Source organism: Streptomyces sp. NRRL B-1347 (genome assembly GCF_000720325.1).
Classification (GTDB): Bacteria; Actinomycetota; Actinomycetes; order Streptomycetales; family Streptomycetaceae; genus Streptomyces.
Genome location: NZ_JOJM01000007.1, coordinates 1 through 24,590 on the forward strand (window position 1 = coordinate 1; position 24,590 = coordinate 24,590).

22 protein-coding genes and 1 pseudogene are annotated in these 24,590 nt (G+C 73.7%); 15 read left to right on the forward strand and 8 right to left on the reverse strand.

The window, feature by feature from the left end; genetic code table 11:
* Positions 1 to 580: TerD family protein (locus IG74_RS0109485; RefSeq protein WP_199818810.1), on the reverse strand; the 580-nt coding region annotated here is incomplete at its 3' end.
* 281 nt (positions 581 to 861) lie between these two features.
* Here IG74_RS0109485 and IG74_RS0109490 point away from each other — a divergent pair.
* From IG74_RS0109490 to IG74_RS0109500, 3 genes are all read left to right on the forward strand, one after another.
* Positions 862 to 1,314 carry a DUF6643 family protein gene (locus IG74_RS0109490; RefSeq protein WP_030672784.1) on the forward strand — a complete coding sequence of 151 codons (453 nt, stop codon included), beginning with the start codon at positions 862 to 864 and terminating at the stop codon, positions 1,312 to 1,314.
* Positions 1,315 to 2,011: 697 nt separating this feature from the next.
* Complete coding sequence (locus IG74_RS0109495; protein ID WP_030672787.1) at positions 2,012 to 2,617, forward strand: hypothetical protein; 606 nt, start codon at positions 2,012 to 2,014, stop codon at positions 2,615 to 2,617.
* 132 nt (positions 2,618 to 2,749) lie between these two features.
* The gene (locus IG74_RS0109500; protein WP_030672789.1) at positions 2,750 to 5,173 is read left to right on the forward strand and encodes a right-handed parallel beta-helix repeat-containing protein; all 2,424 of its coding nucleotides are present in this window, start codon (positions 2,750 to 2,752) and stop codon (positions 5,171 to 5,173) included.
* On the opposite strand, the gene IG74_RS0109505 is transcribed toward IG74_RS0109500, so the two are convergent.
* Positions 5,112 to 7,340, reverse strand: a complete 2,229-nt coding sequence (locus tag IG74_RS0109505) for a hypothetical protein (protein WP_234334294.1) — start codon at positions 7,338 to 7,340, stop codon at positions 5,112 to 5,114. The genes IG74_RS0109500 and IG74_RS0109505 overlap by 62 nt on opposite strands.
* Positions 7,341 to 7,640: 300 nt before the next feature.
* Here IG74_RS0109505 and IG74_RS0109510 point away from each other — a divergent pair, with 300 nt between their 5' ends.
* Together IG74_RS0109510 and IG74_RS0109515 are read left to right on the forward strand one after the other, a co-directional pair.
* Positions 7,641 to 8,468, forward strand: a complete 828-nt coding sequence (locus IG74_RS0109510; RefSeq protein WP_030672794.1) for a DeoR/GlpR family DNA-binding transcription regulator — start codon at positions 7,641 to 7,643, stop codon at positions 8,466 to 8,468.
* A gap of 98 nt (positions 8,469 to 8,566) precedes the next feature.
* The gene (locus IG74_RS0109515; RefSeq protein WP_030672796.1) at positions 8,567 to 9,046 is read left to right on the forward strand and encodes an SRPBCC family protein; all 480 of its coding nucleotides are present in this window, start codon (positions 8,567 to 8,569) and stop codon (positions 9,044 to 9,046) included.
* 22 nt (positions 9,047 to 9,068) lie between these two features.
* Here IG74_RS0109515 and IG74_RS0109520 read toward each other — a convergent pair whose 3' ends face one another.
* On the reverse strand, positions 9,069 to 10,205 hold the full coding sequence (locus tag IG74_RS0109520) for a PLP-dependent cysteine synthase family protein (RefSeq protein WP_030672799.1): 1,137 nt from the start codon (positions 10,203 to 10,205) through the stop codon (positions 9,069 to 9,071).
* 370 nt (positions 10,206 to 10,575) lie between these two features.
* Between IG74_RS0109520 and IG74_RS0109525 the strand changes: the two genes are divergently transcribed.
* Positions 10,576 to 10,902 (forward strand): hypothetical protein, encoded by a 327-nt coding sequence (locus IG74_RS0109525; RefSeq protein ID WP_030672802.1) that lies wholly within the window; start codon positions 10,576 to 10,578, stop codon positions 10,900 to 10,902.
* A 189-nt stretch (positions 10,903 to 11,091) separates the two neighbouring features.
* Entirely contained in the window at positions 11,092 to 11,601 is a 510-nt protein-coding gene (locus tag IG74_RS0109530; protein WP_030672805.1) for an ATP-binding protein, read from the forward strand.
* 113 nt (positions 11,602 to 11,714) lie between these two features.
* Here IG74_RS0109530 and IG74_RS0109535 read toward each other — a convergent pair whose 3' ends face one another.
* The 3 genes and pseudogenes from IG74_RS0109535 to IG74_RS0109545 all read right to left on the reverse strand — a co-directional run bounded on the left by IG74_RS0109535 (position 11,715) and on the right by IG74_RS0109545 (position 15,507).
* A complete protein-coding gene (locus IG74_RS0109535; protein ID WP_030672808.1) occupies positions 11,715 to 14,285 on the reverse strand; it encodes an ABC transporter permease in 2,571 nt (856 codons plus the stop codon).
* A gap of 161 nt (positions 14,286 to 14,446) precedes the next feature.
* A pseudogene (locus IG74_RS0109540) lies at positions 14,447 to 15,226 on the reverse strand (ABC transporter ATP-binding protein); the annotation flags it as partial.
* Positions 15,223 to 15,507: an SHOCT domain-containing protein gene (locus IG74_RS0109545; RefSeq protein ID WP_030672814.1), complete on the reverse strand. Its 285-nt coding sequence runs from the start codon at positions 15,505 to 15,507 to the stop codon at positions 15,223 to 15,225. The gene IG74_RS0109545 and the pseudogene IG74_RS0109540, both read right to left, overlap by 4 nt.
* A gap of 191 nt (positions 15,508 to 15,698) precedes the next feature.
* On the opposite strand from IG74_RS0109545, the gene IG74_RS0109550 reads away from it, so the two are divergent.
* The 6 genes from IG74_RS0109550 to IG74_RS0109575 all read left to right on the forward strand — a co-directional run bounded on the left by IG74_RS0109550 (position 15,699) and on the right by IG74_RS0109575 (position 20,284).
* Complete coding sequence (locus tag IG74_RS0109550; RefSeq protein WP_030672817.1) at positions 15,699 to 16,256, forward strand: TetR/AcrR family transcriptional regulator; 558 nt, start codon at positions 15,699 to 15,701, stop codon at positions 16,254 to 16,256.
* Between the two features lie 77 nt (positions 16,257 to 16,333).
* Positions 16,334 to 16,729 carry a cupin domain-containing protein gene (locus IG74_RS0109555; protein ID WP_030672820.1) on the forward strand — a complete coding sequence of 132 codons (396 nt, stop codon included), beginning with the start codon at positions 16,334 to 16,336 and terminating at the stop codon, positions 16,727 to 16,729.
* 47 nt (positions 16,730 to 16,776) lie between these two features.
* Entirely contained in the window at positions 16,777 to 17,361 is a 585-nt protein-coding gene (locus tag IG74_RS0109560; RefSeq protein ID WP_030672823.1) for a DUF4865 family protein, read from the forward strand.
* Positions 17,358 to 18,284 carry a phosphotriesterase family protein gene (locus tag IG74_RS0109565; protein ID WP_420709874.1) on the forward strand — a complete coding sequence of 309 codons (927 nt, stop codon included), beginning with the start codon at positions 17,358 to 17,360 and terminating at the stop codon, positions 18,282 to 18,284. Before IG74_RS0109560 ends, IG74_RS0109565 begins: the two co-directional genes overlap by 4 nt.
* An 88-nt stretch (positions 18,285 to 18,372) precedes the next feature.
* The gene (locus IG74_RS0109570; RefSeq protein WP_030672829.1) at positions 18,373 to 18,972 is read left to right on the forward strand and encodes a TetR/AcrR family transcriptional regulator; all 600 of its coding nucleotides are present in this window, start codon (positions 18,373 to 18,375) and stop codon (positions 18,970 to 18,972) included.
* Between the two features lie 115 nt (positions 18,973 to 19,087).
* A complete protein-coding gene (locus IG74_RS0109575) occupies positions 19,088 to 20,284 on the forward strand; it encodes an MFS transporter (RefSeq protein WP_030672832.1) in 1,197 nt (398 codons plus the stop codon).
* A gap of 26 nt (positions 20,285 to 20,310) precedes the next feature.
* On the opposite strand, the gene IG74_RS0109580 is transcribed toward IG74_RS0109575, so the two are convergent.
* Positions 20,311 to 21,531 (reverse strand): ROK family protein, encoded by a 1,221-nt coding sequence (locus tag IG74_RS0109580; protein WP_030672834.1) that lies wholly within the window; start codon positions 21,529 to 21,531, stop codon positions 20,311 to 20,313.
* Between the two features lie 269 nt (positions 21,532 to 21,800).
* Here IG74_RS0109580 and IG74_RS0109585 point away from each other — a divergent pair, with 269 nt between their 5' ends.
* Both IG74_RS0109585 and IG74_RS0109590 read left to right on the forward strand, forming a co-directional pair.
* Positions 21,801 to 23,015, forward strand: a complete 1,215-nt coding sequence (locus IG74_RS0109585) for an MFS transporter (protein WP_030672836.1) — start codon at positions 21,801 to 21,803, stop codon at positions 23,013 to 23,015.
* 324 nt (positions 23,016 to 23,339) lie between these two features.
* Positions 23,340 to 24,071: a maleylpyruvate isomerase family mycothiol-dependent enzyme gene (locus IG74_RS0109590; protein WP_030672837.1), complete on the forward strand. Its 732-nt coding sequence runs from the start codon at positions 23,340 to 23,342 to the stop codon at positions 24,069 to 24,071.
* A 52-nt stretch (positions 24,072 to 24,123) separates the two neighbouring features.
* Here the strand turns inward: IG74_RS0109590 and IG74_RS0109595 are convergent, their stop codons facing one another.
* The gene (locus IG74_RS0109595; protein ID WP_030672840.1) at positions 24,124 to 24,543 is read right to left on the reverse strand and encodes a MarR family winged helix-turn-helix transcriptional regulator; all 420 of its coding nucleotides are present in this window, start codon (positions 24,541 to 24,543) and stop codon (positions 24,124 to 24,126) included.
* Positions 24,544 to 24,590: the final 47 nt, after the last annotated feature.

Here is a 24,590-nt window from a genome sequence, read left to right on the forward strand (position 1 = left end):
GGGCGGGCGCGGGCGGCGGGGTCGGTGCGGCCGCCTGCTGGGGCTCGTCCACCGTGATGCCGTAGTCCGTCGCCAGGCCTTCCAGGCCGCTGCCGTAGCCCTGGCCGACGGCACGGAACTTCCAGGCGCCCTGGCGCCGGTAGAGCTCGCCGAGGACGAACGCCGTCTCCACGCTCGCGTCGGCGCTGTCGTAGCGCGCGATCTCCGCGCCGCTCGCGGCGTCGAGGACCCGGATGTGCAGACCGGGCACCTTGCCGAACGAGCCGCCGTCCGAGGACGCGGCGAGCACGACCGTCTCGACGGCGGGCTCCACGCGCGCGAGGTCGACGACGAGCGCATCCGTCACGGTGCCGCCCGCGGTCCGCTTGCCCTCGTGGCGCACGGCGCCGGAGGCGTGCGTCGCCTGGTTGTAGAACACGAAGTCCGCGTCCGAGCGCACCTTGCCGGACGCCGCGAGCAGGAGCGCGGACGCGTCGGCGTCCGGAACTCCGGGTCCGGAACCCCAGCCCAATTCGACCCGTACGGCGGATGCCTGCACGGGAACATTCGAACCTTTGGCCATAGACATGTCTGCCCCCATCACCAGTGCCGGGCCCGGCAGGACCGCCGTTCCGTTCCCGCCCAACCTATTACCTGGCATTCGCGGACACTCACCGACCCACCCGTCAATCGCTCCGCGTCAACCGCCGGTCGACCGGCGGTAACCCAGCAGAACCCCGCCTTTTACAGGATCCCTACGTCACTGCGCGACCGATTTTCCCAGGTTCGCTCGCATTGGGGATCCGGGGCCACTGGCAACACGGCAAACAACCCTCTTATCGGTCTCCCCAACCAGCACATCAAGGGCTTAACTTATGGAGCATGACCTCCCCCCGCTCCACCTATGGCGGCGGTTACTACTCCGCGCCGTCCTTCCCGGACACTCCGATCTACGACTCTCTGGTCGCCGAGCGGGGCACCCCGCAGATCGCCCCGATCCGGGTGAACCCGTCCCCTTATGACACGGGCAGCCACCTCCCGGCCCTCCCCGCCGCGCTGCCCGCCCTGCCGTCGGCGCCCTCCGGGCCCTCGATGGCCGCTCCCCCGAACGCCGCGTACGGCTACGCGCCCGCCCCGCAGCCCGCTCCGCTGCAACAGGCTCCCGCGCCGTACATCCCGCAGCAGGCGGGTCCGCCCCGCGGCTATCCGGGACCGCAGCAGCAGCGGCCCATGGGGACCACGACGGGCTATGAGGCGATGCGCCCCGCGGCGCCCCGGCCGGCGCCCGCGCCCCACGAGGACCCGTACAACCGACAGCAGTACCGGGGCTACTGACCGGCCGCGGCCACCGCCGTCAGTGACCGCTGACAGCGTGGCCGCGCGTCGACGCCCGTCGTTCACTCGATCCACGTTCATCCGCTGAAGGCGGCCGGGGGGCACGCCCGGCGTGAGGCCGCCACCGAGCCCGAGGGCTCGCGGAGAACCACCGACGAGTACGGACCGACAGCGCGCCGCGGTGCCCTGACCCGGCATCAGCAGCAGCCGCGCCGCGTACGAGCCGCCGTCGTGCCATGGGGCCGACGGCGGCTTTCGCGTGCGCGCCCACGGCCCGCGCCTCCTCCCTCGTACGCGGCATCCGCGCACGCCGACGAGGTCCCTCGCCCATGAACCGTTTCCGGTCGAATGTGAGGCGCCCGAACTCCCCGCCGCGGCGAACGACCAGCCGTCTTTCCGGGCCGGGTGCGTTCCGCGGACGACCGGCACCATCCGTATCGGTGACCCTCAGAAGATCCTCGAATGAACAGGAAGAGCGCGGGGAACTCGACAGCGTGACAAGGTCGTTGAGGTTCATCGGGGCCCGACGGGGACCCGCTGGAAAGCACCGGCGACGGGCCTCGCGAGCCGTGCGGGGACGAGTCCGGAAAGCGACGAGAAGGAGGGTGATGTCATCCTCAGTTCTCGTGACCCACGCGTGAGCCGTGCCGTTCGCGGTTAGGGCCGTGGTGACGGACGCGGAAGGGGGTGCAAGGCCGTGCGAGCGATCGCCGGACTCTGGCGCTGGCGCCGCAATCCACTGCGCCGCGGCACTGACCTCACCGAGGCCTGGGTGGCCCTGGCCGCCCTCGTGCTGATCGTCGTGGCGACCCCGGCGGTCGGCGCGGTGACGGGCAGCCTGACCAACGACGCGCTGCTGCGCTCGGTCGAGGCACAGCGCGAGGCCCGCCACGTCGTGACGGCCACCGTGCTGCACAAGTTCGACCAGCCGCCCCTCGACCCCGACCCGGAGACCTCCTCCGCGCGGGACGCGCACCACCGCGTGCTCGCCCGCTGGACCGGCCCGGACGGCTCGGGGCACGCGGGCACGGTCGCCTCCGACCTCAAGTCGCCCCGGCCCGGCGACCGGTTCACCGTCTGGACCGACCGGCACGGCCGGGTCGTCGGCCGCCCCCTCGACCCGGCCACCGCGACGACCCACGCGGCGCTCGCCGGATTCGGCGCCGCCCTCGCGAGCGCGGGCCTCGTCGAAGGCGCGAGGCGGCTGCTCCTGTGGCGCATCGTCCAGCGCCGCTACGCCCGCTGGGACCAGGCCTGGGAGCAGGCGGGACCGGACTGGGGCAAGACCGGTACGGGCGCTTGAGCTGGTGAGAGCCTGCCCATCGGGTCAACTCCCCCGCGCCGCGCGCGCTACGGTGGAGCGGGCCAACTCTTCGGCCTCCTCGTGCGCGGGCGCGAGGTCCCGCGTACGTCGAGGTGGGGGCAGAGCAACTCCATGGCACAGGGCACGGTCCAGGTGACGCACACCGGTACGTCGCGGTGGCGGCGCCGCACGGGAGAGTACGCATCGCTGACCGCCGCCTTGGAGGCCGCGGGCGACGGGGACGTCCTGACGGTGGCCCCGGGGACGTACCGCGAGAACCTCGTCGTCCAGCGGGCGGTGACGCTGCGCGGCCCCGAGGGCTCCCCCGGCTCCGTGCGCATCGCGCCGGTCGACGGCGTGCCCCTGACGGTGCGGGCCTCCGCCGTCGTGCAGGATCTGCACATCGAGGGCCAGGACTCGGCCGCGCCCGCGCTGCTCGTCGAGGACGGCGCGCCGGAGCTCGCGGACATCCGGGTGATGACGCGCTCGGCGGCCGGCATCGAGGTCCGCGGCGGCGCACGCCCCACCCTGCGCCGCTGCACGGTCGACAACGCGGGCGGCATCGGCATCGCCGTACTCGACGGCGGGGGCGGCGTGTTCGAGGAGTGCGAGGTCGTCGCGGCGGGCCAGTCCGGGGTCGCGGTGCGCGGCGGCGGCCATCCGCGCCTGGAGCGCTGCCGGGTGCACCACACCTCCGGCGCGGGCCTCTCGGTCACCGGCGAGCACAGCGGTCTGGAGGCCGTCGGCTGCGAGGTGTACGAGGTCAAGGGCGCGGGCGTGCAGATCACCGCGCGCGCCACGGCGCACCTGACGGACTGCGCGGTGCACCGCACGACGTCCGACGGCGTCACCCTCGACACGGACGCGGTCCTCACCCTCGCCGACTGCCGCATCCACGACATCCCGGAGAACGCGGTCGACCTGCGCTCGCGCTCGGTCCTCACGCTGACGCGGAGCACGGTGCGCGAGTTCGGCCGCAACGGCCTGTCGGTGTGGGACCCCGGCACCCGCGTGGACGCCAACCAGTGCGAGATCCACGACAGCACGGGCGACTACCCGGCGGTGTGGGTCAGCGACGGCGCGACGGCCGTCCTGGAGTCGTGCCGGGTGCACGACGTGCCGGACGCGCTGTTCGTCCTGGACCGGGGGTCGCGCGTCGACGTCATAGACAGTGATCTGACGCAGGTGCGCAACACGGCGGTGTCGGTGAGCGACGGCGCGACCGCCCAGCTGGACGACGTGCGCATCCGGGAGGCGGGGACCGGCGCGTGGTTCCGCGACCACGGCAGCGGCGGCGTCCTCGCGGACTGCACCGTGGACGGCACGCAGACCGGCGTGATCGTCACCAAGGGCGCCGACCCGACCATCGAGCGGTGCACGGTCACCTCGCCCGCCGAGGCGGGCTTCTACGTCTCCGCGGGCGGGCGCGGCAGCTTCCAGCGCTGCAAGGTCGTCGGCAGCGGCGGCTACGGCTTCCACGTCCTCGACGGCTGCCGTACGACGCTGAAGCGGTGCCGCACGGAGCGGTGCGCGCGCGGCGGCTACGAGTTCGCGGAGGACGGCCCGCTCGTCGAGGACTGCACCAGCGACGAGAGCGCGAGCGTGCGCCCCGCCGCGGCCGAGGCGACCGTGCAGACGGCCACGCAGTCCGCGGGGCTCCTCGGCGCGGTGCCCGAGCCGCGCGCCACCGAGCAGCCGCCCGAGCGGGCCGCCCCCGCGCTGTCCCGCACCTCCAAGGCCGTGCTCGGGGAACTGGACACGCTGGTGGGCCTGGAGAGCGTCAAGCGCGAGGTGCGGGCGCTCACCGACATGATCGAGGTGGGGCGGCGCCGCCAGGAGGCGGGGCTCAAGGCCGCCTCCGTCCGCCGCCACCTGGTGTTCACCGGCTCCCCCGGCACGGGCAAGACGACCGTGGCCCGGCTCTACGGCGAGATCCTGGCATCGCTCGGCGTCCTGGAGCGCGGCCATCTCGTCGAGGTGTCGCGCGTGGACCTGGTGGGCGAGCACATCGGGTCGACGGCCATCCGCACCCAGGAGGCGTTCGAGAAGGCCCGTGGCGGCGTGCTGTTCATCGACGAGGCGTACGCGCTCTCGCCGGAGGACTCCGGGCGCGACTTCGGCCGGGAGGCGATCGACACGCTCGTGAAGCTGATGGAGGACCACCGCGAGGCGGTCGTGGTCATCGTCGCGGGCTACACCGACGAGATGAACCGCTTCCTGTCGGTCAACCCCGGCGTCGCGTCCCGCTTCTCCCGCACCATCACGTTCGGCGACTACGACGCCGAGGAACTCCTGCGCATCGTCGAGCAGCAGGCGGAGGAGCACGAGTACACGCTCGGCACGGGCACCACAGAGGCGCTCCTGAAGTACTTCACGGCCCTCCCGAAGGGCCCCACGTTCGGCAACGGCCGCACCGCGCGGCAGACGTTCGAAGCGATGGTGGAGCGGCACGCGGGCCGGGTCGCGCAGGTGGCGGCGCCGAGCACGGACGACCTCACCCTGCTGTATCCGGAGGACCTTCCGGAGCTGGAGCAGGACGCGGTACGGCGGGCCTGAGCCGGGCAAGCAGCCGGGTGCGCTCCTCGGCGAACGCCGGGTCGGCCTGGTAGTCGCCGTGGCCGAGCAGGGGCGCGGGCAGCGGGTGCTCGGCGGTGCGGCCGTAGGCGAGCGGGTCCTTGAGCGCGGCGCGGTCGACCTGGGGGCCGCAGTCGCCGTGCAGCCGTACGGGGCCGCCGATGGGGTCGGTGGCGCGGTGCAGGTTGCGCCAGCAGTCGACCTCGCGGTGCAGGGAGCTGAGCGCGGCGGGCCCGAAGTGCGCGGGGAACCAGCGGCCGTACAGGCGCTCAAGGGGTGAGCCGTAGGTGAGCAGCGCGACGCGCTTGCGCACGGACGGCAGCAGCTGCCAGGCCGCGGCGGCGGCGAGGACGCTGCCCTGGGAGTGGCCGGACAGGACGAGGCGGCCGCCCGTGGCGCGGGTCCAGGTGTGCATGCGCCAGGTCAGGTCGGGCACGGCGCGCTCGGCGTAGCAGGGCGGCGCGAACGGGTGGGCGGCGCGCGGCCAGAACGTGCCGACGTCCCACAGGATGCCGATGGTGCGGCGCGCCGACGCGTCGCGGTAGGCGCGGCGGCCCCAGGTGACGAACAGTATGAAGCCGAAGCCGATCAGCCAGGAGCCGAGCGCCTGCGCGGTCTGCGCGGTGCCCTCGACGAACGCGGGCGCGCCGTCGGCGGCCTCGCCGGGGACCTCCTCGCTCGCCCAGGCCCCGACGAGCGCGGCGGCGCCGAGCAGCAGCGTCGTGGCCGAGGTGACACCGACGATGAGGGGCACGCGGTCGGTGAGGGTGGCGCTCGCGCGCTTGGCGGCGATGCGCCGGGTGCGGGCGGTGTCGGGGCGCTCGCCGGGGTACTCGCCGGGCACGCGGGCGAGTTCGGTGCGCAGGTGCCGCGCGGTGCTGACGGCGAGCCCGGCGCACAGGACGGCGACGACCACGAGCAGCGGCGGGATGACGGAGGCCTGCCAGGTCAGCAGGGCGGGCGGGCCGTCGATCGTGCCGCCCCTGCCGTCCAGCCAGTCGGCGACGCGCTGGGAGCCGCCGCCGGACATGACGCCGCCGAGGGCGCAGGCCAGCATCGCCACGGCGGGGCCGCCGAGGCCGCGCATGGCGGTGCGGGTGTCGGGCGCCCTGCGGTAGAGGGCGGTGGCGACGGCCGCCAGGGCGAGCACCAGGGCGCCCTGGACGAGGGCGATGCCGCCGAAGGTGGTGTTGCCCGGGAGCCGGCCCGTGGAGGCCCAGTCGGGGCGCGACCACCCGGCGTACAGGACCGCCAGGGCGAGCAGGCCGAGGGCGACGAGCGGCAGCCAGCGCACCAGGGTGCGGTCGAGCCGCCGGTCGAGCCGGTGCTCGCTGCGGCCCCTGCGGCACACCACCCACACCACGAAGGCCCCGCACCCGGCGACGGCCGACAGGAGGAGCCAGCCGAGGGCGTCCAGGAGCGCGGATCCGCCGGGGCGGCGGTCGTACCGGGCGGCGGACGCGCCCACGGCGGCGGCGACCGTGAGCAGGCCCGCGGCGGTGTGGGCGGCGCGCAGCCGGGCCACCAGGCGGCGCCCGTACCAGAAGCCGGGCCTGCCGAGGGCGTTGCGGGCGGCCTCCTCGGGGTCCGGCTGGTGCGGCAGCGGCTGCTGGGACTCGTAGGCGCTCCAGGTGCGGTGGGACAGGTACCAGAGCAGGCCGGTGAGCGCGGCGGGCAGGGCCGCGGCGAGCGCGAGGCGGCGCCCGGGCTGCGACCACCAGCCGCCGCCCCCGGCCGCCTCGGGGGCGAGGAAGCCGAGCCAGGAGTGGTCGGCCACGCACGCGCGTGTGCCCGCGCACTGCCAGGCCACCAGGTCGACCGCTATCTCGCAGGCCGCGGCCACGAGCAGCACGGTCAGGGTGAGGGCGACGAGCCGCACCAGGAGGCCGTACGCCCGCACGGCGCGCTTCATGCGGCGTGCGGTGGGGCGCATCCAGTGGGCGAGGTTGGCCACCATGAACGGCAGGAGCAGGAGCCACAGGGCGCGGGAGCCGTTGCCGGAGGTGAGGTTGGACCAGACGTACGCCTCCGGTACGGGGCGGCCGCGGTAGTCCCCCGGGCGGGACTCGGCCGTCACGTCGTCGGCGCGGCGGTGGACGGCCGCGGTGCCGTCGCCGGAGACGCGGACGGTCCTGGGGTCGTCGAGCATCTCCTGCGGCGTGGTGCCGCCGACGCCGTGGACGAGGAGTTCCAGGGCGATCCGCTCCGCCGGTGCGGGCGTGCCGGACGCCGGTTCCTTCGCGTGGGCGGGCTGCCCCGCCGTGGCGCGCTCCACTGTTCCGCTTCCCCCGAGGTGTGCGCTGCTGACTGCGGACACCAAGGATCCCGGCTGGGGGCGCCGCGCGCACCCGCCGTCACGTAATCTCCCCCTTCGTTATCCACCGGTGGCGCATGCGAGGATGAGGCGACCTGATGACGGGCTTGACGAGGCGAAAGGGCCGGACCTGACGTGAGTGAGAATCAGCACCTCCTCGCGGAGCAGCGCCGTGCCCTGATCCTGGACGAGGTCCGCCGCCGCGGCGGCGTCCGGGTCAACGAACTCACCCGCAAGCTGGGTGTGTCGGACATGACGGTCCGCCGCGACCTGGACGCGCTCGCGCGCCAGGGCGTCCTGGAGAAGGTCCACGGCGGCGCGGTCCCGGTGGCGGAGGCGAGCACGCACGAGCCGGGCTTCGAGGCCAAGTCGGGGCTCGAGCTCAGCGCCAAGGAGGACATCGCGCGCGCCGCGGCGGCCCTGGTGGCCCCGGGCACGGCGATCGCGCTCTCCGGCGGCACGACGACGTACGCGCTCGCGCATCAGCTCCTGGACGTGCCGGACCTGACGGTGGTGACGAACTCGGTGCGGGTCGCGGACGTCTTCCACTCCGCGCAGCGCAGCTCGGGCCAGCGGCAGGGGGCGGCGACGGTGGTCCTCACCGGCGGCGTGCGCACTCCTTCGGACTCGCTGGTCGGCCCGGTCGCCGACCAGGCGATCGCGGCGCTCCACTTCGACGTGCTGTTCCTCGGGGTGCACGGCATAGCGGCCGGTGCCGGTCTGTCCACGCCCAACCTCGCGGAGGCGGAGACCAACCGGCGCCTGGTGCGGTCCGCGCGCCGTGTCGTGGTGGTCGCCGACCACACCAAGTGGGGCACGGTGGGCCTGAGTTCCTTCGCCACGCTGGATCAGGTGGACACGCTGGTGACCGACGCGGGGCTGCCCGCCGACGCGCGCGCGGAGATCTCCGAGCAGCTGCGGCTCGTGGTGGCGGGCGAGCGGGAGGGCGCCGAGGAGGCCTGAGGGCCATCGGTGTCCGCCGGTCACTGCCCTTGGTGACCGTGCTCGTCTAAGGTGACCGTACGCGTTCCACCACCGCCGTCCGCTGGGGGCTGAGTGCGATGCCACGCCGTCTGAGGCCCGTGGGGCTCGAATTCCTCTCGTCCGCTCCCGTGCGGCACGTCTTCACCCGCGAGGTGTCCGCGCCGCCGGATGCGGTCTTCCACGCCCTGGCCGTGGACGTGGCGCAGTGGCCCGCGTGGTTCACGTCCATCACCCGCGCCCGGACCACGCGGGGCGGTGCGGGCCGCGTGGTCCAGCTCCAGGGCGGCTTCCGGATGCTGGAGACGATCCTCGCCGCGGACGCGCCGACGCGGTACGTCTACCGCGTCGACGTCACGAACGCGCCCGGGGTGCGCGCCCTGGTCGAGGAGTGGCACCTGACGCCCACCGGCACCGGCACACGGGTGCGGTGGACCTTCGCGGTCGAGCCCCGGGGCCTGATGCGCTTCCTCTTCCGGCACGGCCGCAGGGGCCTGGGCAAGTCCTTCGACACCTCGGTCGGGAACCTGGACCGCCGCCTTTCGGGTACGAAGGCCTAGGCGGCGGGGCGGCCGGTCCTGCTCAGCCTTCCGTCCACCGGCCCGTGGCGAGGAGCGTCTCTATGGCCGCCGCGTACGGCCGGATGTCCAGGCCCTGCTCGGCGAGCCAGGCGTCGGAGTAGTACTTGTCCAGGTAGCGGTCGCCGGGGTCGCAGAGGAGGGTCACGACGCTGCCGGTGCGGCCCGCCGCCACCATCTCGGCGACGATCTTCAGGGCGCTCCACAGTCCGGTGCCGGTCGAGCCGCCCGCCTTGCGGCCGATGACCTGCTCCAGGGCGCGGACTGCGGCGACGCTCGCGGCGTCCGGGACCTTCATCATGCGGTCGATGGCGCCGGGCACGAAGCTCGGCTCCATGCGGGGGCGGCCGATGCCCTCGATGCGGGAGCCGCAGTCGCTGGTGGCGTCCGGGTCGCTGTTCGTCCAGCCGTCGAAGAAGCAGGAGTTGTCCGGGTCGGCGACGCAGATGCGGGTGTCGTGCTGCATGTAGTGCACGTAGCGGGCGATGGTCGCCGAGGTGCCGCCCGTCCCGGCCGTCGCCACGATCCAGGCGGGCTCCGGATAGCGTTCGAGGCGCAGCTGCTGGTACATCGACTCGGCGATGTTGTTGTTGCCGCGCCAGTCCGTGGCCCGTTCCGCGTACGTGAACTGGTCCATGTAGTGGCCGCCGGTCTCGACGGCGAGGGCGGCCGACTCCGCGTACATCGTGCGCGAGTCGTCCACGAAGTGGCACTGGCCGCCGTGGAATTCGATGAGGCGGCACTTCTCGGCGCTGGTCGTGCGCGGCATCACCGCGATGAAGGGCACGCCGATCAGCTTCGCGAAGTAGGCCTCGGACACGGCCGTCGAGCCGCTGGAGGCCTCGATCACGGGGCGTCCCGGGCGAATCCAGCCATTGCACAGGCCGTACAGGAACAGCGAGCGGGCGAGCCGGTGCTTGAGGCTGCCGGTCGGATGCGTCGACTCGTCCTTGAGGTACAGGTCGATGCCCCAGTGCTCGGGCAGCGGGAAGCGCAGCAGATGCGTGTCGGCCGAGCGGTTGGCGTCGGCCTGGACCTTGCGCACGGCTTCTTTCAGCCAGGAACGGTACTCCGCGTCGCTGCGGTCGACGTCGAGAGTGACGCCGGGCTCACCGGTCGGGTCGTGCTGGATGGTGCTCACCGCGTGGCTCCTCGCGCTCATGCCGGACGCGGTTTCGATCCGGCCGGACCCTTCGATGATAAACACCTACAACACCGCCCTCACCTGCATAAACACTCCTTTTGGTACCTCAAAGGCGCAGCTGTCGCGGCCATCTGGCCCCCTTGAGTTCCTGACGTGGTCACGCACGGAAGTGGCATGTGCGACGTCGCCGTACGCCCTAGTGTTCGGCGCCGGGCACGTGCACACTGCACCGCACGGGGCAGGGGTAGGGTCCCGGACGGGCGCCATCGGGCGGCGCCCGGACAGCGGCAGACGAAGGCCCGCGGCACGTCGGAAGCCGCGGCACACCATGCGCGGGACGCCACCGCGCGCGAGGGGGCGGAGCCTCATGGCAGAGCCGGAGTTCGCGGCCACGGGCGTGCGGATCGGGAAGCGGCTGCGCTCCCTGACCCGGGCGGGACAGGTGCGGATCAACGACGGCAGACTGGAACTGCTCACCAGCTACGGCACGGAGATCGACAGCGCACCGGTGCAGGCGGTGCGCGTGGGAAAACCGTGGTTCGCCCCGCACGACCGGGCGCTCGCCGAGGTCAACGGCACGCGCTACCGACTCACGCTCGGCGACCACGATCCGGTGCCCGGGGAGCCCGGGCCACCTTCCGTCCGCGCCTTCCTGGAGGCGCTGCGCAGCGCGGGCGGCCGACAGCGCTTCTGACGGGGCCGAGCCGGGCGCGAGTTGCACGCCCGCACCCCCTGCGTCACTCTGGTCTCACATCACTCTGGGTTTACCGGCGATAACGCTGCGAACCAGCCCGCCGGCCCGACAGCAGGCGGCAGACAGCGCGCGGCCCCTGCTGGATCGGAACGCCGTCTTCTTCCGGACCTCACTTCGGGGAGTCGCACCGTGATCAGCCAGCCAAGCAGGCAGTGCACGGTAGAGCTCCAAGCCCTGCCGTCGCGGATCGGTCAAGTCCGCAGAATCGTATCGGCGCAGTTGCGCTACTGGCATCTCGATCCGTTGATAGACCGGGCCGCGCTCGGCGTGACCGAGCTGCTCACCAACGTCCACCGGCACGCGGAGCCGGACAAGGTGTGCACCGTGGACATCGAGCTGATGCTCGGCCGTCTCGTGGTCTCCGTCCACGACCACGATCCGCGGCTGCCGGAGGTGCACGACGCGGAGCCGTTCGAGACCTGCGGCCGCGGGCTCGCCATGGTCGCCGCGGTCAGCGAGAGCTGGGGGGTGAGACCGGAGGGCGAGCACGGCAAGGTCGTCTGGTTCACGCTCGCCGCCCCGTCGCCCGCCGTGGACCTGCCGACGTATCCCGCGTACGACGCCGCGAGCACCCGCTCCTTCGTCGCCGCGTCACCCGTCGGCGCGCATACTCCCGCCCGGTCGGCCGTTCCTGGCTGACCGGGCGGTGACTGTTCCCGTCCTGTTCCCTCGTCGCTTCGCTTGTTCCTTTGCTTTCCCTTCGCTCTCGACTGTTTCCGCTGCTTCGGTTCTCGTTCTCCGCCGCGTTCCGCTCACTCGGTCGCGATCGCGCGCAGTACGTCGAGACGTGCCGCGCGCCGCGCCGGGCGCAGGCCCGCGAGGGCGCCCGCGACCACGCCCACCAGGGCGACCACGGTGAGCGGCAGCGGCGGAAGGGCGAACGCGAAGGCGCTGTCGGACGCCCCGTCGGACGCCTTCACCAGGACCCAGCCGAGGAAGCCGCCGAGCGCCAGGCCGCCCGCGGTGCCGAACGCGGCGACGAGCACCGACTCCCAGCGGACCATGGCGCGCAGCTGGGCGCGGGTCTGTCCGACGGCCCGCAACAGGCCCAGTTCCCGGGTGCGTTCGTGCAGGGCCAGGGTCAGGGTGTTGGCGATGCCGAGCAGCGCGATGAGGACGGCGAGGGCGAGCAGCGCGTAGACGAGGGTGAGCATCATGTCGATGGCTCCGGCCGACGAGCGCGCGTACTCACCGCGGGTCTGCACCTCGGGGTTGCCGTGGTCCTTCGCCACGGCGGACACCGCGGCCTTGCCGTCGGCGGTGCTCACGCCGTCCTTGAAGGTGACGGAGACCAGCGTGTCGGAGTCCTGGGCGCGGTGCGGGGCCCAGGCCTCGCGGGTGACGACGTAGTCGCCCACGAGTTCCGACCTGCCGTAGACGGCGCGCACGGTGAAGGTGTCCTTCTTGCCGTCGGTGAAGGCGAGTTCGGCGCGGTCGCCGACCTTCAGGCGCTGCTTGTCGGCTTCGCCACGGGTGACGGCGATGCCGTCGTCGCCGAGGCCGGTCAGCGAGCCCTGGACGCGGCCGAGGTCGAAGGACCGGGCGAGGGCTCGCGGGTCCGTCACGGTCAGGGCCCGGCCCTTGCCGTTGACCTCGGCCACTCCCCTGCCGAGGCCGACGGCCGTGGCGACCTCCGGGCGCTCGGCGAGCGCGGGGGCGAGGCGGGGGCTCAGACCGCTGCCTCCGGCGCCGAAGCCGGGGGTGCTGACCGCGACGTCACCCGCGAAGGACCGGGACACCGTCTGGTCCATGGTCGCCTTCAGGGACGCGCCGAAGACCGTGAACAGGGAGACGACGGCGACGCCGATCATCAGGGCGCTCGCGGTGGCGGCGGTCCGCTTGGGGCTGCGCAGGGCATTGCGCCGGGCGAGGCCGCCGGTGACGCCGCGCAGCCGGTCGAGCGGCCCGCCGATGACGCGTACCGCGCGCGCGGCGGCGACGGGCCCGAGCACCACGAACGCGGCGAGCGCGAGCACGGCACCGGTCCCGGCCAGCCACACCGACGGGTCGGCGAGGACGCCGAACAGCGCGAGGCCCACGGCGGTGAGCCCGAGCGCGGTGCCCGCGAAGGCCCGTGCCCGCGAGGCGCCGGAGTGGTCGACGGCCGTCTCGCGCAGCGCGGCGAGCGGCGCGGTGCGCCCGGCCCGGACCGCGGGCAGCAGCGCGGAGGCCACGCAGACCACGACGCCGACCGCGAGGGGCAGCAGCATCGAGGTGCCGCTGATCACCAAGTCGCCCTCGGGGAAGGGGAATCCGATGGCGGGGAACAGCGCCTGGAGCCCGGCCGCGATGGCGATGCCGCCCGCGAGGCCCGCCAGGGACGCGACCACGGCGACGGCACCGGCCTCCAGGAGCGTCGCGCCCGTGACCTGGCGGCGGGAGGCGCCGAGGGCGCGCAGCAGGGCGTTCTCGCGCGTGCGCTGGGCGACGACGATCGCGAACGTGTTGTGGATCGAGAAGGTCGCCACCAGGAGCGCGATGCCGGAGAAGACGAGCAGGAACGTCGTGAACAGCGTCAGGAACTGACCAGAGATCATCTCGGAGTTCTCCGCCGCCGCCTCCTGCCCCGTGATGGCCTCGACGCCCTCGGGCAGGACGGGCGCCAGCGCGTCGACGAGCTCCGCCTGCCCGGTCCCGGGTCCGGCCCGCACCTGGATGGACGAGGCCTGGCCCGGCTTCGGCGTCAGGTACTTCTCCGCGTCGGCGCGGGTCATGCCGGTGAAGGTCGTCTGCGCCATCCCGTCCTCGCCCGCGAACGTGGCGAGGCCCACGACGGTCACCTCGACCGGGTCGGGCGTGCGCAGGGTCGTGGTGTCGCCGATCTTCAGGTCGCCGCTCTCGGCGGCGCCGCGGTTGACGACGACCTCGCCGGACTTCGCCGGGGCGCGGCCTTCGGCGAGCCGGTAGGGGTTGAGCGCGGTGTCGTCGATCCAGTTGCCCGCGAGGGTGGGCGGGCCCTGGCCGCCGATGGGGTCGCCGTCCTTGCCGACGAGCTGGCCCGCGCCCTGGATGCTGGGCGCGGCGGCCGCGACGCCCGGCACGCGCGCGATCCGGTCGGCGAGGCCGGAGTCGACGGCCCGGCGGACGCCCTGGCTCTCGCCGGGCGTGGTGATGGTGTTCTCCGCGCGCACGACCGCGTCGGTGCCGCGGGTCGCGTCGCCGAACATCGTGTCGAAGCCGGCGCGCAGCGTGTCGCCCATGACGAGGGTGCCCGCCAGGAACGCGACGCCGAGCAGCACCGCGACGAACGTACCGGCGAAGCGGCGCTTGTGGCCGCGCAGGGACGTGCGGCTGAGGCGCGCGGCGGGGGCCAGGGAGGTCATGACCCCGCTCCTTCCGCGTCACCGAAGGCGCCGGAGGCGTCGTGCCCGGAAACCTCACGTCCGGGGACGTCACGTCCGGAAGCATCACGCCGGGAAGCGTCGTACGCCGCTTCGCCGTACGCGTCGTACGAGGCCACGCCCGACCGGGCCGCGCCCGTGGCCTCGAAGGCCTTCATGCGGTCGAGGACCTTGTCCGCCGTGGGGGCCCGCATGCGGTCCACCAGGCGGCCGTCGGCGAGGAAGACGACCTCGTCGGCGTGGGCGGCGGCCACCGGGTCGTGGGTGACCATGACCACGGTGCGGTCCATCTGGCGCACCGTGCGGCCGAGCAGCCCGAGGACCTCGCCGCCGGAGCGCGAGTCGAGGTTCCCGGTGGGCTCGTCGGCGAAGACGACGTCGGGGCGGCCCGCGAACGCCCGGGCCACGGCGACGCGTTGCTGCTGTCCGCCGGAGAGTTCGGCGGGCCGGTGGTGCAGCCGGTCGCGCAGGCCGACGACGTCGATGAGCGCGTCCGTCCACTCCTGCTGGGAACGGTCGCGGCGGCGCCCCGCGAGGTCCATGGGCAGGGTGATGTTCTCCGCGACGGTCAGCGTCGGCACCAGGTTGAAGGCCTGGAAGACGAAGCCGATCCGGTCGCGGCGCAGCAGGGTCAGGCGCCGGTCGTCGAGGGAGCCGAGGTCCGTCTCGCCGATGTAGGCGGCGCCCGATGTGAGGGTGTCCAGGCCCGCGGCGCAGTGCATCAGGGTGGACTTGCCCGAGCCCGACGGGCCCATGATCGCGGTGAAGCGCCCGGCGGGAAAGCCGACGCTGACGTCGTCCAGGGCGGTCACCGCGGTCTCGGCGGTCCCGGCGGTCGCCGTCGAGCCGTAGACCTTGACGGCCCGCTCGACCCGTGCAGCGTAGCGGATCCCGGTCGGCTGCGGGGTGGTGGCGGTGCTCACGACCGGCCCCCCTTGGCCACGCGGCCGAACTCCTCGTTCAGGACGCTGAGGCGGCGCCAGTACTCGTCCTCGTCGATCTCGCCGGCGGCGAAGCGGTGGCCGAGCACGGCGATGGGCGACTTCTCGTCGACGCCTGCGGCGCCCCGCCGCCAGGGTCCGCCCCGGCCGCGCCACACCGTGCGGCGCAAGGCCGTGACGACGCCGAACACCACGGCGGCCCAGACCAGCGGGAAGAGCAGGATCCACGGGCCGGGCCCGCCGTCGAACGCCAGGGTGTGCATGATGTCCATCTCCTCGGAAGGGGTGCGGAGCAGTGCTTTCCGTCGCTTCCGAGCCTGGTCCGGGGGCGCCTCGAAGTCGTCGTACGGCCAGCGGCAGTGCGCGTACCTCCCCGGGAGTACGAGAGGGCCGCGCGGCTGCTTCCACCCCTCCTGCCTGGCACTCTGTACCTATTAGTATGTACAGTGTGGTCATGAGCACTCCGGAGCGTCTGATCGAGTCCACGCGCGAGCTGCTGTGGGAGCGGGGTTATGTGGGCACGAGCCCCAAGGCCATCCAGCAGCACGCGGGCGCCGGGCAGGGCAGCATGTACCACCACTTCTCGGGCAAGCCCGACCTCGCGCTCGCCGCGATCCGGCGCACGGCCGAGGAGATGCGGGCCACCGCCGAGGCGTCGCTGAGCGGCACCGGATCGGCGTACGAGCGCGTCGCCGGGTATCTACTGCGCGAGCGCGACGTGCTGCGCGGCTGCCCCGTCGGACGGCTGACGATGGACCCGGACGTCATCGCGAGCGACACGCTGCGCGCGCCGGTCACCGAGACCCTCGACTGGCTGCGCGAGCGGCTCGCCGCGATCGTCCAGGAGGGCCTGGACCAGGGCGAGTTCAGCCCGTCGCTCGACGCCCGCGAGATCGCGTCGACGATCGTCGCGACGGTCCAGGGCGGCTATGTCCTGGCCCGCTCCACGGGCTCCCCCGAGGCCTTCGACGCCGGTGTGCGCGGCCTGTTGGCCCTGCTCGCACCGCGCTGAGCCGCCGGGCCCGCACGCAAGCGCCCCACACGCACCACCGAGGCATCACTTCCCCGTACTACGCGCAGAGGAACGCCGTGCACATCACCCGCACCCGCCCCGAAAGCCTTCGCGGCCCCGCCGAGCACTTCACCGGCAGCGTCTGGCTCGACGAGATCGCAAGCCCCGAACCCCCGTCCCGGCTCCGGATGTTCAGCGTCCACTTCGCCCCGGGCGCGCACACCGCCTGGCACCGCCATCCGCACGGCCAGGTCCTGCACGTCACCGAGGGCGAGGGCCTGGTGCAGCGCGAGGGCGGGCCCGTGGAGCCGATCCGGGCGGGCGACACCGTGTGGATCGCGCCCGGCGAGCGGCACTGGCACGGGGCCGCGCCGCGCACGTTCATGACGCACCTCGCCGTGGTGGAGGCCGCCGACGACGGCACCGCCGCCCACTGGGAGGAACTCGTCGCCGCCGACGAGTACCCGGCCTGAGCCCGCGCCTTCGACGGCATTCGACAGGAACAGCAGGTACGCACACCATGCACGCCCTTCAGTACGAGATCACCCTGCCCGCCGACTACGACATGGCCGTCATCCGCGAACGCGTGGCGGCCAAGGGCCACCTCCTCAACGCGTTCCCGGGCCTCGGCTTCAAGGCCTACCTCATGCGCGAGCGCGGCGTCGACGGCTCACCCGTGAACCAGTACGCGCCCTTCTACCTCTGGAACACCGCGGAGGGCATGAACTCCTTCCTCTGGGGTCCCGGATTCCAGGGGCTCAGCGATGACTTCGGGCGACCGGTGGTGCAGCACTGGATGGCGCTCGCCTACGAGGCCGGGCCCGCCGTCGACGCCGCGCCGAAGGCCGCGGTGCGCCACCGCACCCCGCTGCCGCAGGGGGCGCGGATCGCGGACCTCGCCACCGGGCTCCTCGACGACGCGGCGGTCCTCTCGTGCGTCGACGGGGCGGTCGGCGTGGTCGTGGCCGTCGACCCCCGGCACTGGGAAGCGGTGACGTTCTCGCTCTGGGCCGGTGCGGCGCCCGCGGAGCGGGGCGAGGTCTTCCAGGTCCTGCACTGCTCGACGCCGGAGTGGGACCGGCTCGTCCGGGGCCGGGCGTGGTGACCGCGTCACGGCCGGCGGTCCGCACCGTCACCGGGGACGTCGCGCCGTCCGCGCTCGGCGTCTGCGACGCCCACGACCACCTCTTCCTGCGCAGCCCCCTGCTCCCGGGCCAGGAACTGGACTCGGCGCGGGCCGCGGCCGCGGAACTCACCGCCTTCGGCGAGGCGGGCGGCCGCAGCGTCGTCCAGTGGACCCCGCACGGCATGGGCCGCCGAGCGGCCGAACTGCCCGCGCTGTCCCGCGCGACGGACCTGCACATCGTGGCGGCGACGGGCCTGCACCAGGCCGTGCACTACGACGAGGACGACCTCGCCGCGCTGCGCACCGGGGACCTCGCCGCGCTGTTTGTACGGGAGCTGACCGTCGGCATCGCCGACAGCGGTGTGCGAGCGGGTCTGATCAAGGTCGCGGGCGGCTTCCACTCCCTGGACGCGCACGCCCGCTGGACGATGACGGCGGCGGCCGAGGCCCACCACGCGACGGGCGCGCCCGTCGCCGTCCACCTGGAGCTCGGCACCGGCGCCCAGGACGTGCTCGACCTGCTCTGCGCCGACCTGGAGGTGCCGCCCGCCAAGGTGATCCTCGGCCACCTCAACCGCTTCCCCGACCTGGAGGTCCACCTGCGCGCCGCGGCGGCGGGCGCCCAGTTGGCCTTCGACGGGCCATCGCGCGCCCACCACGCCACGGACTGGCGCATGCCGGACGCGGTACGGGCCCTCGCCGACGCGGGCCACGGCTCCCAGCTGCTCCTGGGCGGCGACACCACGACGTCCGCCGCGCGCTCCGTGCACGGGGGCCCGGGCCTGCCCCATCTGCTGCGCGGGGTCCGTCCGCGCCTGGAGCGCGCCGTCGGCAAGGACCTGGTCGACCGGATGCTCACGGCGAACCCGGCCAGGGCCTTCGCCGTGCAGTGGCCCGGCTGACACCGCAGGTGAGCGCCCGCCTCGGAGGCGGGCGCTCACCTGCGGCCCCGTATTGCATCGCACGTTCCAAAACAGGTACGGTTCCGTCATGGCCCGACCGAGGACGTTCGACGAGGAGCGGGCCCTGGACGCGGCGATGCGCGCCTTCTGGGCGAAGGGCTACGAAGCCACTTCGACCCAGGACCTGTGCGACGCCACCGGCCTGGGCCGCAGCAGCATCTACAACACCTTCACCAGCAAGCACGACCTGTTCCGCAGGTCGCTGAACCGCTACATCGACATGATGAGCGCCCCGCAGGCGGAGATCCTGGAGGACAGCGAGCGTCCGGGATTCGACCGGATCCGCGCGCTGTACACCCGGATCGTCGACAGCGAGTTCGAGTACCGCGTGGACGAGGAGCGCAGCATGGGCTGCCTCACCGTCAACACGGTGGTGGAGCTCGCCCGGCGCGACGCCGACGCGGCCGCGCTGATCGAGCGCGACCTCGACATCCGGCTCCGGCTGCTGCGGATCGCGATCGACGCGGGCAAGCGCGACGGCACGATCACCGCCCGCCGGGACACGGAGTCCCTCGCCCGGTTCGTCAACGCCACCATCGGCGGCATGCGGCTCTCCGCTCAGGCGGGCGCCGACCGCACCGTTCTCGAATCCATCGCCGGGACCGCCCTGGACGCGCTGCGCGCCTGAACCTCCCCGCCGCACGGGCACGTTGAACTCATCATCGGGCTTCGACGTGCCGTCCCCTGCCCTGATTTTGTACTGACCTGTCCAATACTTGGACCCGCTCACCCAAGGAGCACCCATGCCCCGCGCCGTATACGTCCTGGCCCTAGGCATCTTCGCCATGGTGACCAGTGAGTTCGTCGTCGCCGGACTCATGCCGCAGATGGCCGACGGGCTCGGCGTCACGATCTCCGAGATCGGCTATCTGATCACGGCCTTCGCGATGGCCATGGCCTTCGGCGGGCCGTTCCTGACGGCCGCCCTGCTCAAGCTGGAGCAGAAGCGGGCCCTGATGGTCATCTTCGCCGTCTTCCTCACGGGCAACGCCCTCGCGGCCCTCGCGCCCGACTACCGGACCATGCTGGTGGCGCGCGTGGTCACCGGCATCGCCTCGCAGGCCTTCTTCGGGGTCGGCATCTCCATGGCCACCCAGCTGACCCGCCCCGAGATCCGCGGCCGGGCCGTCGCCGTCGCGCTCAACGGGCTGATGCTGGGCACGCTCCTCGGGCTGCCGCTGGCCACCGTCGTCGGGGAGCACCTGGGCTGGCGGGCCGCGTTCTGGGCCATCACCGTGCTCACCGCGCTCGCCGCGGTCGCCACGACCGTCAGCGTGCCCCGCGTCGAGCGCACCGGGGGCGGCGGCGCCCTGCGCGACGACCTTGCCGCCTTCAAGAGCGCGCGGCTCTGGCTGGTCCTGATCACCAGCACGTTCGTGATCGGCGCGACGTTCTCCGCCTTCAGCTACCTCAACCCGATCCTCACCGAGGTCACCGGCTTCGCCACCGGCACCGTGCCGCTGCTGCTCATCGCCTACGGCGCCGCCACGCTGATCGGCAACACCGTCGTCGGCCGCCTCGCCGACCGGTACACCCTGCCCGTCCTGGTCACCGGCCTGCTGCTGAACCTCGGCTTCCTCACCGGCTTCGCGCTCGTCGCCGACGTGCCGGTCGCCGCCGTGGCCATGATGCTGGGCATCGGCCTGGTGGGCGTCACCATGAACCCGGCGATGATCACCCGGGTCCAGCGCGCGGGCAACACCGGCCCCCTGGTCAACAGCGTCCACTCGTCGTTCATCACGGGCGGCATCATCATCGCGACGTCCGTCGGCGGCCCCGCCATCGACGCCTACGGCCTGCGCGCCCCGCTGTGGATCGGCGCCGGACTTGCGGTGCTCGGACTGCTCTCGCTGCTCCCGGACCTGCTGCGGCGCGGGACCGCCGCACCGGCCGCCGCCGACGTCACGGCCCCCGTACGGGAGCCCGCCCAGGTCGGCTGAAGCGTCCCGGGTTCCTCGGGCAGGACCTAACCCAGCGCCCCCAGGGGGTCGTCGAGCACCGGCTGCCAGGCAAGCTCGGCGGCCCCCACCAGGCTGTTGTGGTCGAGGGTGCAGGCGAGGATCGGCACGCCGCCGCTGCGGCCCCACAGGCTCCGGTCGGCGACCACCGCGCGCAGCCGCTCCGGATCGGCGTCGAGCAGAGCGCGGTGCAGGCCGCCGAGGATGATGCGGTCGGGGTTGAGGATGTTCACCAGGCCCGCGAGGCCGAGGCCGAGGCGGTCGATCAGGACCTCGGCGGCCACCCGCACCGCCGGGTCCGCGTAGCGCTCGGCCAACAGCGTGCGCGCCTGGTTGAGCAGGCCCTCGGGCCCCGGCCTGACCCCGACCTCCGTCAGGAAGGCGAGCGGGTCGGTCTCCACGTCCAGACAGCCGCGGCTGCCGCAGTGGCAGGGGCGCCCCTCCGGATGCACGGTGAGGTGTCCGACTTCGAGGGCGAGGCCCGAACTCCCGGTGTGCAGACGGCCGTCGAGGACCAGCGCGCCGCCGACGCCCCGGTGCCCGGTCGCCACACACAGCAGGTCGCGGGCGCCGCGCCCGGCGCCGTGCCGGTGCTCGGCGAGCGCCGCGAGGTTCACGTCGTTGCCGGTGAACGCGGGGCCCGTCACGCCCGCCGCCCGTACGCGGTCCGCGAAGATCTCCCGCACCGGCGCGCCCGCGGGCCAGGCCAGGTGCAGCGGGTTGAGGGCGGTGCCCTCCGGTTCCGCGACCGCCGACGGCACCGCGAGTCCGGCGCCCACGCACCGCCTCCCGGTCTCGCGCAGCAGCCGGGCGCCCTCGTCGACGACCGCGCCGAGCACCTGCGCCGGGTCCGCGTCGATCGTCTCGCAGCCGGGCGCGGTGGCGACGATCTCGCCGCCGAGGCCGACGAGCGCCGCGCGGAAGCCGTCGGCGTGCACCTGCGCGGCCAGCGCCACCGGCCCTGTCCCGGCGACGGAAAGGCGGTGCGAAGGGCGGCCCTGCGAACCCGCGGCCGCACTCGGCTTGGCGTCGACGCTGATCAGGCCGAGCGCCTCCAACTCGGCCGCGACGGCACCCGCCGTGGCCCGCGTGACACCCAACTCGGCGGTGAGGACGGCCCGGGTGGGGGCGCGCCCGGTGTGGACGAGTTCGAGTGCGGGGCCGAGCGCGGTACGCCCGCGCTCCAGGCGCGTGCGCGCCTCACCCCCGGTGGCAGCCTTCCCGTTCATGAGGGCGAGTCTCCCATGATCCGTACGCCGTCTCGCCGTTCCTTCGTCGCCATCCGGCCTTCCCGTGCTCGTCGCCTGCCCGTGATCCACGGTTTCGTACGCCTATTTCCGATGTGCGTAGCCGTGACGAAGCGTCGCTTCGCGAGGCCGCACCACGGGCGAAGCCATCCGTGATCCACGGACGGACGCCGCCGCCCCTTCCCCGCGTCGCGACCCCGCCGCGGACATCCACCTTGTCCGCGACCGGGGTGCGCCTCTACGCTGACTTTGTGCCGCTACTAAACAAAACCACGTCAGAGGCGTCCGAGGCCACTTCCCGCGACTTCAGTCGGCTCCGCGCCGCGCTCACCGTCTTCTTCGCCCTCGACGGCTTCGTGTTCGCCGGCTGGGTCGTGCGCATCCCGGCCATCAAGGAGCAGACCGGGGCCTCGGCGAGCGCGCTCGGACTCGCGCTGCTCGGGGTGTCGGCGGGGGCCGTGGTGACGATGACGCTCACGGGGCGGCTGTGCACGCGCTACGGGAGCCATCCGGTGACCGTGGTGTGCGGCGTCCTGCTGCCGCTGAGCGTCGCGCTGCCGCCGCTGACGCACTCGGCCCTGGCGCTCGGTCTGGTCCTGCTGCTCTTCGGCGCGGCGTACGGCGGCATCAACGTGGCCATGAACAGCGCCGCCGTCGACCTCGTACGGGCCCTGCGACGCCCGGTCATGCCCAGTTTCCATGCGGCGTTCAGCCTGGGCGGCATGATCGGCGCGGGCCTCGGCGGCCTGGTCGCCGGGCACCTCTCCCCCACCCGGCACCTGCTCGGGCTCGCCCTGATCGGCCTCCTCGTCACGGCGGTCACGGCGCCGACGCTGCTGCGGTACGAGGTGCCGAAGGCCCCGGCCGCGACCGGCACGCGGGCGGCCGCGCCGCGCGGCTCCGGCCGCGGCGCGCGCGGGCTCGTCGTGGTCTTCGGGCTCGTCGCGCTGTGCACCGCCTACGGCGAGGGGGCGCTGGCCGACTGGGGCGCGCTCCACCTGGAGCAGGACCTCGACGCGCACCCCGGCGTCGCCGCGGCGGGCTACTCGGCCTTCGCGCTCGCGATGACGATCGGCCGCCTCTCCGGTACGACGCTCCTCGAACGCCTCGGGGGGACGCGCACCGTCGTCGGCGGCGGGCTGCTCGCCGCGGCCGGGATGCTCCTGGGCGCGCTCGCGCCCTCCACGGGGACGGCCCTCGCGGGGTTCGCGATCACGGGCCTCGGCCTGGCGAACATCTTCCCCGTCGCGATCGAGCGCGCCGGCGCGCTCGCCGGGCCGAGCGGGGTGGCCACCGCGTCCACGCTCGGCTACGGCGGCATGCTGATGGGACCGCCCGCGATCGGGTTCATGGCGGACTGGCTCTCCCTGCCGGTGGCGCTGACCAGCGTGGCCGTGCTCGCGGCGGTCGCCGCGTGCATAGCCGGGGCGACGGGACGCACGTCCGTGCCGCACGGCACGGGCTGAGCCCCACGGCACGGCACGCGCTGAGCCCCACGGCACAGCGCGGCCTGAGCCCCACGGCACAGCACGGGCTGAGCCCCACGGCACAGCGCGGCCTGAGCCCCACGGCACAGCACCTGAGCCCCACGGGCCGCGCCGCCGCCCGCGAACGGGCAGCGGCTCCTTCTGCCTACCGACGGGTGCGCCCCCGGGCCGCACCCGCTCGCGCGCGCATCACGCCCGCCCCGCGCACGCTGCCGCGCCCGGTCGCAGTCGCCTTTCGCCCCGGCCCGAACGCGGTCACCCCTTCCCCCACGCGGCGGCCGGGTCGTCCTGCACAATCCCCGCATGGAGATTGCCGAGCACATCGAAACACTCGACAGGGAAGGCCGGTTGCTCGCCCGCGCCGCCGAGCAGGCGGGCACCGGTGCCGCCGTGCCCACCTGCCCCGGCTGGCAGGTGCGTGACCTGCTGCGGCACACGGGCGTGGTGCACCGCTGGGCCGCCGCCTTCGTCGCCGACGCCCACCCCTCGTTCCGCTCCTGGGAGGAGGAGCCGTCCCTGGACGGTGCCGACCTCGTGGCGTGGTTCCGCGAGGGGCACGCCCTGCTCGTCGCCACGCTCACCGCCGCCCCTTCCGACCTGCGGTGCTGGACGTTCCTGCCCGCCCCGTCACCGCTCGCCTTCTGGGCGCGGCGGCAGGCGAACGAGACGGCGGTGCACCGCGTGGACGCCGAGTCAGCGCGCGGCGGTACGCCGACGGCCGTCGGCACGGACTTCGCGGTGGACGGCATCGACGAGCTGCTGCACGGCTTCCACGCCCGGTCCAAGAGCCGGGTGCGGACGCCGGAGCCGCGCGTGCTGCGGATTCGCGCCACCGACGCGAAGGAGGCGTGGACGGTCCATCTGTCCACGGAGGCGCCCGTCACCGAGCGCGGCGACACGCTGCCCGCCGACTGCGAGGTGGCGGGGCAGGCGGCGTATCTGTATCTGGCCCTGTGGAACCGCCTGCCGTTCCCGCAGATCACGGGCGACGCCACGCTCGCCACGCTGTGGCGCGAGACGTCGGGGGTCGGCTGACGGCCGGACCCGCGGGCGCTCGGCCGCGGCCGAGTGCGCCCTCGGCCCGCCGTCAGGCGTCCGACGCCGCCAGCATGCGGGTGAGCACGGCGCGCTGCACCGGCCGCACCTCGGCGTGCAGTCGACGCCCCTTGGCGGTCACGCAGACCCGGACGCCGCGGCGGTCCTCGCTGCACATGCCGCGCTCGACCAGGCCGTCCTTCTCCAGACGGCCGATGAGGCGGGACAGGGCGCTCTGGCTCAAGTGGACCTGGCAGGCGATGTCCTGGACCCGGAAGCCCCCGTCGCCGTCGGCGGAGCGGCCTTCGGCGAGCACGTCGAGGACCTCGAAGTCACTCGCGCCCAGGCCGTGCGGATGCAGCTCCCGGTCCAGCTCGCAGAGGGTGCGCGCATGCACCGCGAGGATCTCCCGCCACTGGTTCACGAGCCCTTGCTCGGCCTGCGCCGCGGGCTCGGCCTTCGTCGCCGCCATGGCGGCACCGTAGCAGAAATCGGGCGATTATTGCATCGGAATTAAAT

Coding starts and splice junctions, on each gene's coding strand:
- IG74_RS0109490 (WP_030672784.1), top strand. CDS start 862: ATGACCTCCCCCCGCTCCACCTATGGCGGCGGTTACTACTCCGCGCCG.
- IG74_RS0109500 (WP_030672789.1), top strand. CDS start 2,750: ATGGCACAGGGCACGGTCCAGGTGACGCACACCGGTACGTCGCGGTGG.
- IG74_RS0109505 (WP_234334294.1), bottom strand. CDS start 7,340: ATGCTCGACGACCCCAGGACCGTCCGCGTCTCCGGCGACGGCACCGCG.
- IG74_RS0109515 (WP_030672796.1), top strand. CDS start 8,567: ATGCCACGCCGTCTGAGGCCCGTGGGGCTCGAATTCCTCTCGTCCGCT.
- IG74_RS0109525 (WP_030672802.1), top strand. CDS start 10,576: ATGGCAGAGCCGGAGTTCGCGGCCACGGGCGTGCGGATCGGGAAGCGG.
- IG74_RS0109535 (WP_030672808.1), bottom strand. CDS start 14,285: ATGACCTCCCTGGCCCCCGCCGCGCGCCTCAGCCGCACGTCCCTGCGC.
- IG74_RS0109545 (WP_030672814.1), bottom strand. CDS start 15,507: ATGCACACCCTGGCGTTCGACGGCGGGCCCGGCCCGTGGATCCTGCTC.
- IG74_RS0109550 (WP_030672817.1), top strand. CDS start 15,699: ATGAGCACTCCGGAGCGTCTGATCGAGTCCACGCGCGAGCTGCTGTGG.
- IG74_RS0109560 (WP_030672823.1), top strand. CDS start 16,777: ATGCACGCCCTTCAGTACGAGATCACCCTGCCCGCCGACTACGACATG.
- IG74_RS0109570 (WP_030672829.1), top strand. CDS start 18,373: ATGGCCCGACCGAGGACGTTCGACGAGGAGCGGGCCCTGGACGCGGCG.
- IG74_RS0109575 (WP_030672832.1), top strand. CDS start 19,088: ATGCCCCGCGCCGTATACGTCCTGGCCCTAGGCATCTTCGCCATGGTG.
- IG74_RS0109580 (WP_030672834.1), bottom strand. CDS start 21,531: ATGAACGGGAAGGCTGCCACCGGGGGTGAGGCGCGCACGCGCCTGGAG.
- IG74_RS0109590 (WP_030672837.1), top strand. CDS start 23,340: ATGGAGATTGCCGAGCACATCGAAACACTCGACAGGGAAGGCCGGTTG.
- IG74_RS0109595 (WP_030672840.1), bottom strand. CDS start 24,543: ATGGCGGCGACGAAGGCCGAGCCCGCGGCGCAGGCCGAGCAAGGGCTC.